This window comes from Pseudoalteromonas sp. MMG024 (assembly GCF_021654175.1).
Taxonomy (GTDB): domain Bacteria; phylum Pseudomonadota; class Gammaproteobacteria; order Enterobacterales; family Alteromonadaceae; genus Pseudoalteromonas.
In genome coordinates this window covers 249,881-264,898 of the sequence record NZ_JAKFZO010000004.1, presented here as the reverse complement: position 1 = coordinate 264,898, position 15,018 = coordinate 249,881, and the positions used below count along the sequence as shown (strand labels likewise).

The window sequence follows — 15,018 nt, the reverse complement described above, 5'->3', positions numbered from 1 at the left end:
ACAGCAACAGCAACAGCAACAGCAACAGCAACAGCAACAGCAACAGCAACAGCAACAGTTCGATAGTGCACCAGAGCCACAGCAAATGCCTGAGCAGGTGGTAAATGAACAGCCACCAGTAGAAGAGTCGCCTCAGCCAAGTTTTGAGCAAAATTTTAATAACGAAGCCGAAGCAATCGCGAAAATTTTAGCGCGCCGCAATGTGTCGGGCTCGGGTTCACTTATTCAACCGGACGGTAGCGAAACGTCAATAAAAAAGACTGAGCCCCAGCAAAGGGGCGAAAACTTTGCAAAACCAAAGCAAAGCCCACTTGAAAAATACCGCGGAGAAACTCAGCATGTGGCACCTGAGTTAATTGAACAATTAACGCCAGAGCCAAAGCAAGAGGAAGCTCCTGCTCTTGAGCCGCAAGTTATTGAAGGCTTTGAAAGCCCAATTTCACAAGAGCGTTTTGCTCATCAGCAAGATGATTGGGCAAATAAAATTGAAACAATGGGCCTGGGTGGTCGCGTGCGTCAATTTGCTCTGCACAGTATTTATCAGCAAAATGGGGCAGAAGTGAGCTTACTGGTTGACAGTGAACAGCGACACCTCGACTCACCTATGTTGCGTGAACAGTTGCAACAAGCGCTGTCAAATTTACTAAATACGCACGTTGAATTAATTATTAATTTTAACGATGTGGTAGAACAAACACCGTTTAAAATTCAGCAAAAGATTGATGCATTTCGTCATCAACAAGCGGTGCACACCATTAAAAACGACCCAATTATCACTCAGCTCATGACACACTTTGACGCAGAGCTAGATGAAGGTACAATAAAGGCATTATAATTCTGTTGGTAGCCTAGCTGCCATGCATTAAAAGAGAGAAAAATTATGTTTAAAGGCGGAATGGGTAACATGATGAAGCAAGCGCAGCAAATGCAAGAGCGCATGCAAAAAGCCCAAGAAGAAATTAAAAATATGGAAGTAGTTGGCGAAGCAGGCGCAGGCCTTGTGAAAGTAACTATGCTAGGTAGCCACAATGTTCGTCGCATCGACATTGATGAGTCATTAATGGAAGACGACAAAGAAATGATCGAAGATCTAGTTGCAGCTGCAATCAACGATGCAGTTCGCCGCGTTGAAGAAGGCTCAGCTGAAAAAATGGCTTCTGTTACTGGCGGTATGCAAATGCCTCCTGGCTTCAAAATGCCGTTCTAATTTAGAAAGCATTTTATGTTTTGAAAAATAGCGCCTTTTGGCGCTATTTTTATGTCTGAAACTTAAGGATACCAAATAGATACCAAACGCTAGTAATAAAAAAGTCCAAATTATTTTATTTGGGCTTTGTGTCTTTACTCAATATTTATTATTAGAGCAATGCTAAATTGGCGGCAACTTTATTTATCTCATCATGGCCTTCATTAATCCATTTTCCATAGATGATGCGGAATCAGCATGTCCCATTTGTTTGGCAAGCCATACGTGGTTAGCCTCAGCTTTAAGCTTACGACTTGCGTAAGTATGTCGTAGTTGATACGGAGAACGGTTCTGTCTTGCTTGTTAGGGTCTTCACTGCTCAAACAACTCTTCAAGATATTATTGATATTTCCAAAAAAGATATTATTAGTGAAATCAAATTACATATTTCTGGATTTAAATAGATATACTTATACAACAAAAATGCTCATCAATTTTTAAACTTACTTTTATGAGTATGTATTCGGAAGTCAGAATATTATATCTCTCAGTTTCTGGTTAAAAACTTGATTGCGTAACCAAAAAATAAACTTGAAATCTTCTGTTGATACATGCCCATTGCAACATCCTGCAATTTAATCACAAAATAAATGCAATACAATATCGATGTCAGTGCTTTCTATATAATACTTTTACAGAGGTTTTGGCATTTTAACTTGCAAAGTTATTATGAATAGAAATTCTGGTATACCATTTATTTGAAAGGTGTAACTAAGTACCTTGCTTAGTTTCAGATTGAAAATAATCACGCTTGAAACATCTGCCAAAGGATTAAGTGATTGGCGTTCTAAAAACTCAATTGTGACTGATATAGATGTTGCTCATAGTGTAAGGCCTATAAGTAACCCTGCTTTTGATGAAGAGATTTCTGCTATATACACCTGAGAGTCTGACCACTATACCTTCAGTAAGCCAGTTTTAAATACTGACAGTCAAGAGTGAAAATGTTATATTTTTCAAGGTATTCTAAGAAAGTGAATGCTATATATCAGAGCTCTTCGACGAGTCATACAAAATAAATAAGGCTATATGTTCGATGTAAACAAATTGTTTAATTGCAATGTAAATTATCTCTAGTCCATCACAAATTAACGATACCGCTAAGTTCCCCCCAGCTTTGCTTGGTAAAACTAATTGGAGTTAGAGAACAAATAAAAACAGAGGGTTGTAACTTAGTGTTCCACATCTCAAATGTAAAAGAATTAATAAGGTTAGGTATATTGTGAGTGGCTTTAATAGATTTAATTTCATCGGTAGTGAATCAGAACTTGATTATGTGGGTGAATTAGCAAAATACATGTGTGAACACTTTGAAACTAAAATAGGGGACTTTGAGTTCAAACATAAATTTACTCGACGCTTTAATATATTGTTTAGTGTATTGGCAACATTTGGTTTTATTTTTGTACTATCAAGTATAGAAAGTTTAAGTGCCACAAGGATGAGTGATGTTGGGGAGATTCTAATATTAGATGAAAGCTATTATCCCAGTGTTATTGCCGCATTTTTATTTTTTAGCTTTTTTTTCTTTTTAGTAGTTCATTTAATTGCCCCTAAAGGTAGTCAAACTAAAAGTAAGGGGTTGATGCTACTGAGTAATTTATTTTATTTGTTAATAGGTCTATCAATGTCCTCGTTAACTGTTTTTGAATGGGAAGAAGTGCTACCTATCTTTTTTGTTTTAGGTATTGTTGGCTTGGTGTTCAGTTATGCCATAAATAGTAAGCTTGGTTATACCAAAGCGTGGTCAAGAAATAGGCTGGCTAGGCAAAAAGTACAAGTTATCTATGGCCAGTATATTGGAGGCTATATGCATGAAGAAATTGCAGTTGAGCAACTTTTCCAAGTGTTTGAAAAATCAAAAGAACAAGCGCACATAGATATTGTTAAAGATTATGAAAATTACGGCAGTGCAGCATTTGGCTGGATTAAAGGATTAAGAAAATAAAATGGCAACATCATATTTATTAGATTTAACAAAAGAAGAATATCGTGACGATTTTGTATCGTTGAACGAATCAAAAGATCAAAATCACAAAGAATTCTGGCAATACGAAGCGAGAGATAAGCTAGTTGATAAACTCAAGTCATTCGTCAATGATGCAATTGCTTATAAGGCAGAGCGCAAAAATAATAAGCATAAAACATGGCTGTCTCATAACTCAATTTTAATAAATGGTGCAAGAGGTACAGGTAAAACCGTATTTTTACGCAATTGTGAAGCCATGTGGCAAGTACATTGTAAAAATAGTGATGATGTTTCGGGTAGTATTCACTTTTTGCCAGCTATTGATCCAACAATGCTTGTTGACCATGATAACTTTGCGAATGTTATTGTTGCACAGGTTTATACCGAGGTAGAAAAAGTATTAAATAATAAGGATTGTTGTGCATCGGGTGACCGAACAGATGAAGAGAGTAAGCAAAGGTTTTATAAAAAACTGCAAAAGCTCGCTGACTCTTTAGGAAAAAAAGAAGAGTTTGAAGGCTGCAATGGCATAGATAAAATATTGCAATATAAATCGGGTATCAACATCGAGAGTCGTTTTCATGACTATGTTGAGGCTGCACTAAACTTGTTAGGAAGTAGCGCAATAGCTTTACCCATTGATGATGTTGATATGGCATTAGATCGCGCATATGAAGTAGTGGACGAAGTGCGCCGTCTATTAGGTTGCCCTTACATTATTCCTATCGTGAGTGGTGACTACAACTTGTATGAACAAATGGTCAACGTTCACTTTGAAGAAAAAGCGTATAGAGATAAAACAAGAGATCATGAACTTTTAGAAAAAGGGATCGAAATATCTAAAAACCTGACAAATGCGTATTTAACCAAAGTATTCCCTAACTATATGCGCATAACGATTTTACCTGTTCATTATATTTACCCAACGCTTAGATTTAAAACGGATGACAAAAAAGATGAAAAGTCATGGGTTAAATATAGTTATTACGAAAATAACCTGTTAGAGCATTTTTACCCACTCTGTAAAAATGAAGAAGTGTTAAAAGGCTGGCCAGTACCTAAAAGTGCGCGAGAATTTACGCTGTTGGCTCGCACTATTCATCCTGATGAACTAATTAAAGCCAAGCAAGATCTAGGCTTGAGCAATGCATTATGGAAAGGCTATTTAAACTGGGCAGATCTAAAGCAGGAGGGAATGGCATATTGTAATACTGATTCATACCTGACGTTAAAAAATCGTGATAAAGAAGAACCGTTTAATATTTTAGATTTACCTTGTTTTAATCCTTTAAAACAAGCGCAAATGGCAAAAGATTACACAAATTGGGCTAGTAAAGAGCTTCTAAGTTCACAACTTAGGTCTCTTGGATTACCAGGTAATGCGACTTATTCTGAGCTGAAAAAAGATAATAAGAAAGATAAATGGGAGATAGAAAATTCAGCTCTACTTAATGAAGCGTTTAGATTCGATGATCGGTCATTGAGTAGCTTGCCTCCTATTGAGTTTTATCATGAAAAAAGCACTGTAACTAAAAAGGTGAAGATTTCAAAAGAGAAAGACTTTGAGATATTTACTGCAGTTGACAATGAAGGCAATATAGATCAAACCGTTGAAAGTGATATCTATTGTAGCTTAGATGAGCTACTTATTAGTGCTTTTGTACAGACTCACGCTTATTCAAAGCTCAAAAACGACTATCAATTCGTGTTTATGAGCCGAGCTTTCGAAATCATCGTTTATTCTTTCTTAACTGCCCAACAAGAAAAAAGAGAAATTAACAGTATAAATAATATACTAGGCAGGCGACCGTTCTATTGTATTTTTAATATGTCGCCGACAAAAGCAATTGAAGACGACACACTTACTGATTCAGATGAAGCGAAAACAGATGAAGAAGACTTTGAAGAGTTAAACCGAAGAAAGAGGGTTTCAGAGGTTCTCTCAGCCAAAATCACCCAGTGGCGAAATGAAAATGCCAAGTTGTTCGAACAAGTCGCAAGTGAAAACCTTATTCCAATTTTTGCTTATATGTTTAACAAAACCTTTACAGCGTTTAACTCTTTTAGAGTCAATAATTTCTTCAACCCAGGCTTTACAGATGAATATTTGACAGATCATATCAAGCGCTTTGAGTATATTTTGGTCAATTCTGCTTGTACCGCTATGATTGAAGGTACAGCTGTTACTGCAAATGTTGCTATTACACCGAACCAGGAAACAATAAGAAACTCAATCGAGTTTAAAAAGTATGACAGAACTTTAAATGCAAATAGAGCTATTTTAGAAGGCGAAGTCTCTGACACTAATGCACTTCAGATGCTTTTTATTAATGCATTGGAAAGCCACCCTTTATTCGCTTTAATAAATGAACATTTACGGCAAAGTGAACATGAGGCATTTATTATTTTGGGTAAAAATGTAGCATCAAAAAAAACTGAGACGCTAAATTTGCGTGAAGATGATGTTCTTAATTTTTTGACAGAGACAAACTTGGGAGCTTATGGGGTATCAACAACTGCTAAGTTTATTGAGAATATTAACAATGCCGATGAATCTATTAAAAATAAAATAGACGGATTTTATAATGAGCATTTAAAAGGAAGCATGCACTTACTTAATGAACGTAAAGAAAAACGAGGCGATAAAGCTTTAAATTTCTTAATTGCACTCTATCAAGCGGGATATACTGATTAATGTTTCTAGTCAGCGACAGCCACATTAGTGACATCGCATTTTTAACCTCAGATAAAGCACTTGAGCAACTCGCGAAAGAGGATGTACTTGGCAAAGCATTTTTTAAACGCTTTCAAACTTACCCCTTTGACTATGAAGTGTTTTGTAATCGAAAACTCCGAAATGAAGATGTCGTTAATCAGTTGCTCGCATTTGGTTATGATAAAAAGCCTACTGTTCAAGATGTTTTATCTCGTTTGGCAATTACCTTTTTAGAGTGGCAGGGCTGTCATTTTGAAGTAAAGCCAAATAAGTTAGAGCAATGGTTACAGTTATTGAGCCTAGTTGATGGCAGTTGGATAATTGCTCAAGCTTATTGCGACTTAGCAAATAGTCATGATTTCTCGAGTAACGAAATGATTGACTGTATTGTAAATAACCAATGCCCCCATGCACTGACTAATAGTAAATTAGCAAAACCCTTTGCTGATAACCATGTGCACCTTGGTGGTCACGGTCATACAGGCCCGTCTCTGTTAAGTTTTGCTCTATTTGGTGAAAGCTTATCTGAGCATGGTTGGCCAAATCGTGCTGAAAATACACTGTTCGAAAGTGGTGTGTATAAAAAACAAAACTTGCCTCCGTCGGTAAATCTACTTGCAAATAGACTGGTGGAATCTGCTTTTTCAAAGCCTTGCGATAACCCTTTAAGCTTTGCAAATATCAACCTTACAACAAAAGAGTGCCAAGCACTTTTTTACTTAACAACAAATTGTGCGAGTAGCTTATCGCAAAAAGCGTACCTAGCCTCTCATTTTAAGCCTGTGCGCTCAGACATTCGGTGGGTATTATTTTGCTTGGGTGTATTAGCAAATTTTAAAAATACATCGAACATGGCTTCTCAATTTGTAAGAGCCAGTAATATTTTACGTAATTATATGATTGTTTGGGGTGCAGGTTTAGGCCAATTTGTAGAGTCGTTTAGTTTTAGTGCTAGAAAAAAGCGAGATTTAAATAAGCAAGATAGCCCCATGGAAGACGGCTTAGTCACCGATATTGATAGCAGAATATATCGAGAGTTTCGCATTGCACCTAGCGTAATCGTGAATGATAAAGGTTATGCAAAACCTACTAAGTTACAAAAAGCACTTGAGTCGGCATTTAAACAATCACTGACTGAAAACATTCATTTTGTTTTGCATTTTTCTCGAAGCTTAAAAGGTGATTTAGCAAAAAGAGAAGATAAGTATCAAAAAACTCTAAGGGCTAATTTAAAAAAGCAAGTTAGAGCTTTACAGGCGTTCCACGGCTCCGTGTCATTTTCACAGCAAGAACTTAGTTATTTTAAGCTAAGCAACCACTTCACTGAGTCGCAAACCATAGACTTGCGTAAAGCAATTAGAGGGTATGATGTGGCTGGCAATGAAAATGAGTTGCCCATAGAAGTATTTGCGCCAGCTCTTAGAGCTTTGAGAGCAGCTAAGCATCCTTCTAATCATTTTACTCAACGCCATCAAAGACCATTTTTAACGATTCATTCAGGTGAAGATTACAGCCATTTACTCTCCGGACTAAGGGCCATTGACGAAGCTGTGCTGTTTTGTGATTTTAAAAGTGGTGATAGGCTAGGGCATGCGCTTGCATTGGGGGTTATGCCTGAGATATGGGCGCAAAGGCAAGGGACAGCTTATGTCACACTGGGTGATCACTTAGACAACTTAGTTTGGTGCTACCAAAAGTCGCTAGAAGTGATTCAAAAAGCGCCAGAATTCACAGGTGTTTTGCATTTACTTCAGGAAAAAATAGATTTCTGGTCGCTTAAGCTTTATGCGAATAGAAAAAACAAGCTCAATCCGAGAGCGTTATGTGAAGCTTGGAAGCTAAGAAGAAATTGCCCTGAAACGCTTAACTTAAATACTAACGATACAGGGTTCCCCTCGATTCATTCATTTGAAAGTGGTCATCAAGAGTGGATTGTGGATTTTACTGAAGTAAATGGAGCACATTTGACTAGTGATATATTTGAACTTTGGCGTGAATATATTTTAGCAGGCACACTTGAAAACGCACATTTTGAACGAAGAAAGATCCCTGTGATTGTTAATTGCCAGCCACAATATAGCGAAGTGCCATTTGGTATTGAAGATGGACGTTATTACGACTCTGTATCAGCTGCCGAATTGAAGCTTTTCGAAGCAATTCAAGACTTACAAATGGAAAAGTATGCAGCACAAGAGATCATCATAGAAGCTTGTCCAACATCAAATATCTATATTGGTCGATTTGAGCATTACTATGAACACCCTATCTTTAGGTGGGACCCACCAGAACAAAGCTGGTTAGAAAAGGGTGAAAAGTACAATAAATATGGTCTACGAAGAGGCTCAGTTGCTGTTTGTGTTAATACAGATGATGCCGCACTCATGCCTACGACCATTCAAAATGAACACAGAGTTTTAAAAAATATGGCAATACACCACTATGAAGTGGGAGCGAATATAGCTCAGAACTGGATAGACAAAGTGAGGCAAAGAGGTGTTGATACTTTTAAAAGGAACCACCTTTCATGGTTAAACAATTAAATCTTCTTTAAGTTTGGCGTTGGCTCAGATAATTAATTTGTTGTGTGCTTTCTTTTTATATGAAAGGTTATTTAGGATAAATGGCATTATTTATCTAAAATCGCGGATACCAAATAGATACCAAAAAATTAGAAATAACGTGTGCTAAACAGTTATGAAAGTTACAAAATAGACGAAAGAATGCGGCTTTCATAACACATCAGCACTTATAAGCAGCCTATGATCATTAGGCTTCAAAATGCCGTTCTAATTTAGAAAGCATTTTATGTTTTGAAAAATAGCGCCTTTTGGCGATATTTTTATATGTATCAGAATTCAAAACTACTTTTGATATAGGGTAACTACCACAGCGCCACCTAAGCCAACATTATGCTGCAACGCAAGCCTTGCGCCCTCAACCTGCCTTTGGCCTGCTTGGCCGCGTAAATGCCAGCTTAATTCAACACATTGCGCTATGCCTGTTGCACCAATGGGATGACCTTTTGACATCAAACCACCGGATGGTCCAATCACAAACTTACCGCCGTAAGTATTATCACCGTCTGAAATCAGCTTAATTGCTTCGCCTTCTTCACATAATCCTAGCGCTTCATAATTAATTACTTCATTGGTGGTAAAGCAGTCATGTAATTCCACTACGTCAACATCTTTAGGTGAAACACCCGCTAGGTTAAAGGCTTTATAGGCAGCGCGTTTGGTCATACCGGCACCCACCGAAAGAATAGGGTCGTGCCATGACTCTTCAGTGTCGGTTGCCATTGCTTGGCCAATAATTTTCACCCCCTGTGTAATATTGTGTTTTTTAGCAAAAGCGTCGCTACACAGAATTGCGGCGGCAGCGCCACAGGTAGGCGGGCATGCCATAGTGCGCGTCATATAATCATCAAAAATTATTCTGTCATTAAGCACACTTTCTACGGTGAGTGGCGTAGAAAATAATGAATAAGGGTTATGTATGGCGTGGCTTCGTGATTTTACGGCGACTTTTGCATAAAGCTCGCTGCTTACATTATATTTTTCCATGTAATGTTTACCGGCTGCACCAAATGCGCGAAGAGCAATAGGCGCTTTTGCAATACCAAATTTATCATATACCGCGTTAGCTCTATCAAATGGGTTTTCTCTGTCAGACCAATGTGACCCTAACGCACCGGGTTGCATTTCCTCAAAGCCAAACGCAACAACACATTCAACCTCGCCAGATAAAATTGCTTGCCTCGCAGCATAAAGCGCCGTAGACCCACTTGAGCAATTATTATTAACATTAATGATAGGAATACCGGTTTGAGCAACATCATAAAATGCATGTTGCCCACAGGTGCTATCGCCGTAAATATAAGCGGCATATCCTTGTTCTATTTGGCTTACGTTAATTCCAGCGTCTGTGAGCGCCAGTCGAATAGCGTTTGCAGCCATTACACGGTACGGCTCTTGTTGGCCCGGTTTACAAAACTGTGTCATACCAACGCCAGCAATGATTACATTTTTCATTTTCAGCCTATTGTTTTTATTTTCTGAAATTTAATACCAGTTGAGAGGTGATTTAAACCTTAACGCGAAAGCCCAACTTTTAACACTTTGTTTGTGTAATAGAACACATAAACGGTAAAAATAACGCACTTGAAGGAATATAAAACCATGTTCTCGTCCTTTGTTGAGTTACATAGCAAAACCCAAAAGTGCTAGTCTGCGTTGGCACATTCCTTGACTCATTAATAAATAGCTTATTAAAACGTTCAAAGGATGCATTAATATGGTGCAAGCACTCTCAGCCAAGTTTCTGACTAAATTTATAGAAAAACACTCGCTTTCTCAGGAAGTTAAAAAAACCATTAAAACTTGGTATGCACCAATCGCTGAGCAAATTGCACTGCACCAAAATAGAACAAAGCAAACATTGGTAATTGGTATTAACGGGTGTCAGGGATCGGGAAAAAGCACGCTAACGGATTTTTTGAATCAATATTTACGCATGTATTTTGGCTTAAATGTAGTGTCGATTTCGCTCGATGATTATTACTTATCAGCATCTGAACGCGAAGAACTGGCAACAAACATTCATCCATTACTTGGTACACGTGGTGTTCCCGGTACCCACAAAATAGAACAGCTAGATCATGACTTAGCAGCGCTTACGCGCAAAACGCTTAAACGCCCATTATTTATTCGCCGATTTAATAAAGCCACAGATAACCCATTTCCAGCCGACAAATGGACAAAAATTTCATCGCCTCCAGATGTGATTATTTTAGAAGGGTGGTGCGTAGGGCTTAACGCAGAGCCACAAAGCGCGCTTTTAACACCCATAAATCAGCTTGAACATACTGAAGACCAAAATGGCACATGGCGAAATTACGTTAATAATCAACTAAGTGGCCCGTATCAAAAAGTATTTCAGCGAATAGACCGCTGGATTATGCTAAAAGCTCCCAGTTTTGATGTGGTGGCCAAATGGCGTAAAGAGCAAGAAACCAAACTACGCCAATCCCAAACCGTACTCGCAAACAACAAAATAATGAGCGAACAAGAAATTGATCGCTTCGTACTGTTTTTTGAAAGGCTTACACGCATTGGTTTAGCAGAGTTTAGTGAAAATACAGATATTACCCTGCACCTAAATGAAGTGCGCAAAATTGTTGACGTAACCGGGCGTTTTAAACAGTTATGCTTTCCTGAAAAGCTCGCAATATTTACCGATCTTGATGGTACCTTGCTCGACCATTACAGCTATGAATTTCAACCTGCAAAAGTCAGTGTGTTTTTGTGCCATGAGCTCGATTTTCCAATTATTCCCTGCACCAGTAAAACCTATAAAGAAACAGTGGCCATTCGTGGTCAATTGGGGCTGGCCACACCCTTTGTAGTAGAAAATGGCGCAGCGATATTTTTGCCAAAAAAATGGTTAAAAGAGAATATGATCACACCAACGAACTTGGTTGAGTTTGGTGAATTTTACATAAAAGAGTTTGGCCAACCACGCAGCTTTTGGTTAAGCCAACTTAAACAGCATGCCAGCGACTTAGCACACCTTTACAAAGGTTTTTCGCAAATGAGCAATAGCCAATTAGCCGAGCTTACAGGCCTAAGCGAAAAAGACGCTGAAAAAGCCAAACTACGCCACTACTCAGAGCCACTTCATTGGCTTGGTGATGCCTGTCAAAAAAAGGCATTTATAAAACGCATGCGCGAAAACGGCACAACCATTATTGAAGGCGGGCGATTTTTGCATGTGTGTGGCGACGAAAGCAAAGGCGTTGCGCTTGAATGGTTGTTTAACCAAATAAAGCACGAACTGCCCGGAGGCTGGCTCAGTGTGGCGCTTGGCGACAGCGAAAACGACAGCGCCATGTTAGAAGCGGCCGATATTGCTGTGCAAATAAAATCAATGACACACCCATTTATTCAGCTACAGCGTGAAAAAGGGGTGATGCGCTCATCTATGCCAGGACCCACTGGCTGGCACGAAGTAATGATGCAGCTAATAAGCGAACTAGATAACCACCACATAGAACGTATTAAATCCATTCGCAATACTGCTCTAAAGGAGAAACACTATGGCTGATTTTTACCAAAATGGCATTGTAACAACCTTACATAACCTAACGAACCGAGGAGTGGATGAGTTAGAAAGCGAACTTATTGAGTTTTCTAAAACGCGGCCAATGGGTTTAATTTTACCGTCACTTTATAGCGAGTTAGAAGGCCAAGCATTGCCTAAAATTGTTGAGCATTTAAGTGAGGTGCCATACCTATCGCAAATAATTATTGGCCTAGATAGAGCTAATGAAGCCGAATTTTGTAAAGCCATTGAGTTTTTTAAATACCTCGGCCAACCTCATCAAATTATGTGGCACGACGGCCCGCGTTTAAAAAAATTAGATGCCGAATTACAAGCGCTTGGTGTTGCGCCAACCGAAATGGGTAAAGGGCGCAATGTGTGGTACTGCATGGGGTATGCACTTGCCACTAAAGAGGCCGAATCTATCGCATTGCATGATTGCGATATTTTAACTTACGACCGCAGTTTACTGGCGCGCTTAATTTACCCAGTAGCACATCCGCAATTTAACTATGAGTTTTGTAAAGGCTATTACGCTCGCTATTCCGATGGCAAACTCAATGGCCGAGTGGCACGCTTACTGGTTACGCCGCTTCTTAAGGCGTTAAAACGTGTGATGGGCCATAACGACTACCTAGATTATATGGATAGCTACCGTTATTCACTCTCGGGCGAGTTTTCGTTTAGGCAAGATGTGCTAAATGATATTCGTATTCCTAGCGACTGGGGGTTAGAGATTGGTGTGCTGTCTGAAATGCAGCGCAACTATGCCGCTAATCGCTTATGCCAAGTAGACATTGCCAACGTGTACGACCATAAACACCAAGACTTATCGCTACATAATAGCGAGGGCGGCTTGTCGAAAATGTCGATAGACATTACCAAAGCATTTTTTAGAAAACTCGCCACCCAAGGCTACACCCTAAACACCGAAACCATGCGCACCATTAAAGCCACGTATTTTCGTATCGCGCTCGATTATATCGAAACCTATAAAAATGATGCCATTATTAACGGCTTACAAGTGGATATTCACACTGAAGAGAAGTCAGTAGAAATGTTCGCTAAAAACATTATGGCAGCTGGACAATCGTTTTTAGAAAAGCCTATGGAAACACCGTTTATTCCGTCTTGGAACCGCGTTATTAGCGCCATGCCAGATGTATTAACGCGCTTAGAGCAAGCGGTAGAAGAAGACTTTTTAGAATACTCTGAAAAGTTGCGTAAAAAGGTAAGCTAATGACATACCCACTAACAGATAAACTGGTTATGCAACTGCAAGTGATTTACCAAGGCATAACCTTAAAAACGCCGTTAGAGCAAATTGCCAGCAGGCTAATAGCAAAAATGGAATTAGCTGAAAATGCACACGGCCCCAAGCCGTTTCAAAATCGTTGGAACGAATCTGACATTGTGATGATCACCTATGGCGATAGCATAGTAAAAGACGGTGAAAAGCCACTTGTAACCTTAAAACACTTTATTGATACGCATTTAAGCGACGAACTAAGCGCGGTGCATATTTTACCGTTTTTTCCGTACAGCTCAGACGATGGCTTTTCAGTGCTTGATTATTCTAGCGTTAACGAATCATTAGGCGATTGGTGCGACATTAGCGCAATCAGCAAAGAGTATAAATTAATGGCTGATTTAGTGATCAATCATTGCTCGGCACGCTCTATTTGGTTTGAAAACTTTATTAAAGGCGAGGGCACAGGCCATGATTATTTTTATACCGCTTTGCCAAACGATCCACTTGATAAAGTTGTAAGGCCACGCACTTCGCCGTTATTAAAGCCAGTAACAAGCCAAAATGGCGAGCAATTTGTATGGTGTACCTTTAGCCACGATCAGGTTGATTTAGACTTTTCAAATCCAGAGGTGCTGATTACGTTTGTGGGCATTATTAAGCAATACCTTGATGCGGGCGTGCGTATTTTTCGCTTAGATGCCATTGCATTTTTGTGGAAAGAAATTGGCACTAGTTGCATTAACTTACCGCAAACCCATGAAGTGGTTAGGTTGCTACGCACATTAATTGAATGCGCAAACGAAAACGCCATTATTATTACTGAAACCAACATACCCAATACGCAAAATCTGGCCTACTTTGGCAATGCTAACGAAGCGCATGCAATTTATAACTTTTCATTACCGCCTTTACTAATTTACAGCTTAATTTCGGGCGATTGTCAGGCGTTAAAAAACTGGTTAATGCGTATGCCGCCAGCGCAAAATGGCACATGCTATTTTAACTTTATTGCATCGCACGATGGCATAGGGCTGCGCCCGGCAGAAGGGCTATTAAGTGATGAAAACATTGCGAAAATGGTAAAAACAATGCAACAGTTTGGTGGCCTTATTTCGTGGCGCACCAGTGAAGGTGGCAGCCAAAAACCATACGAGATGAACATTGCCCTGTTTGACGCGCTAAAAGGCACGGTTAATGGGCCCGATAAATATCAGTTTCAGCGATTTCTATGTGCTCATAGCATTATGATGAGCCTAGAAGGCATACCCGGAATTTATATTCACAGTTTATTGGCCACCGAGAATGACTATGAAAAATACGACAACACCCACCATAACCGGGCAATTAACCGCCACCGTTGGCAAAGCGAGTTACTAACAGTGCAATTAAATAATATTTACAGTCATCACAGTAAAGTATTAGGTGCACTTAAACGCTTACTTCAAATTAGAAAAGCACAGCCCGCTTTTCACCCAAATGCCACCCAATTTGTATTGCAACTTGGCCCCGAGTTATTTGGCGTTTGGCGACAATGCATTAATCGCAGTCAAAGTATTTTTAGTGTTGCTAATATTACCAATACGCCAACGTCACTTAGACTTAATGAACTTAATTTAATTGAAACAGAAAATTGGTATGACTTACTTACAGGCCAGCACATAACCGATATAAATAGCGAACTTGCGTTGCTGCCGTATCAAACTATTTGGCTTACCAATAAAAACAAGGGAATATAA

Annotated in this window: 9 protein-coding genes; 8 read left to right on the top strand and 1 reads right to left on the bottom strand. The window is 39.1% G+C overall.

Annotated features, from left to right (window positions below):
• The 5 genes from L1068_RS05825 to rdrB form a co-directional block, all read left to right on the top strand.
• On the top strand, nucleotides 1-835 hold an 835-nt coding region (locus L1068_RS05825; RefSeq protein WP_275419456.1), incomplete at its 5' end, for a DNA polymerase III subunit gamma/tau C-terminal domain-containing protein.
• Between the two features lie 45 nt (nucleotides 836-880).
• Nucleotides 881-1,207 carry a YbaB/EbfC family nucleoid-associated protein gene (locus L1068_RS05820; RefSeq protein ID WP_054980044.1) on the top strand — a complete coding sequence of 109 codons (327 nt, stop codon included), beginning with the start codon at nucleotides 881-883 and terminating at the stop codon, nucleotides 1,205-1,207.
• Between the two features lie 1,261 nt (nucleotides 1,208-2,468).
• A complete protein-coding gene (locus L1068_RS05815; RefSeq protein WP_237129461.1) occupies nucleotides 2,469-3,194 on the top strand; it encodes a hypothetical protein in 726 nt (241 codons plus the stop codon).
• Nucleotide 3,195: 1 nt separating this feature from the next.
• Complete coding sequence (gene rdrA, locus L1068_RS05810; RefSeq protein WP_237129460.1) at nucleotides 3,196-5,910, top strand: antiviral RADAR system adenosine triphosphatase RdrA; 2,715 nt, start codon at nucleotides 3,196-3,198, stop codon at nucleotides 5,908-5,910.
• Complete coding sequence (gene rdrB / locus L1068_RS05805; RefSeq protein WP_237129459.1) at nucleotides 5,910-8,471, top strand: antiviral RADAR system adenosine deaminase RdrB; 2,562 nt, start codon at nucleotides 5,910-5,912, stop codon at nucleotides 8,469-8,471. Before rdrA ends, rdrB begins: the two co-directional genes overlap by 1 nt.
• 321 nt (nucleotides 8,472-8,792) lie before the next feature.
• Here the strand turns inward: rdrB and L1068_RS05800 are convergent, their stop codons facing one another.
• Nucleotides 8,793-9,962, bottom strand: a complete 1,170-nt coding sequence (locus L1068_RS05800) for a lipid-transfer protein (protein ID WP_237129458.1) — start codon at nucleotides 9,960-9,962, stop codon at nucleotides 8,793-8,795.
• 262 nt (nucleotides 9,963-10,224) lie between these two features.
• Between L1068_RS05800 and L1068_RS05795 the strand changes: the two genes are divergently transcribed.
• From L1068_RS05795 to L1068_RS05785, 3 genes are read left to right on the top strand one after another with little or no spacing between them, the layout of a single operon-like run.
• Nucleotides 10,225-12,033: an HAD-IIB family hydrolase gene (locus L1068_RS05795; RefSeq protein WP_237129457.1), complete on the top strand. Its 1,809-nt coding sequence runs from the start codon at nucleotides 10,225-10,227 to the stop codon at nucleotides 12,031-12,033.
• Entirely contained in the window at nucleotides 12,026-13,270 is a 1,245-nt protein-coding gene (locus L1068_RS05790) for a glycosyl transferase (RefSeq protein WP_237129456.1), read from the top strand. Before L1068_RS05795 ends, L1068_RS05790 begins: the two co-directional genes overlap by 8 nt.
• Nucleotides 13,270-15,018 (top strand): sugar phosphorylase, encoded by a 1,749-nt coding sequence (locus L1068_RS05785; RefSeq protein ID WP_237129455.1) that lies wholly within the window; start codon nucleotides 13,270-13,272, stop codon nucleotides 15,016-15,018. Before L1068_RS05790 ends, L1068_RS05785 begins: the two co-directional genes overlap by 1 nt.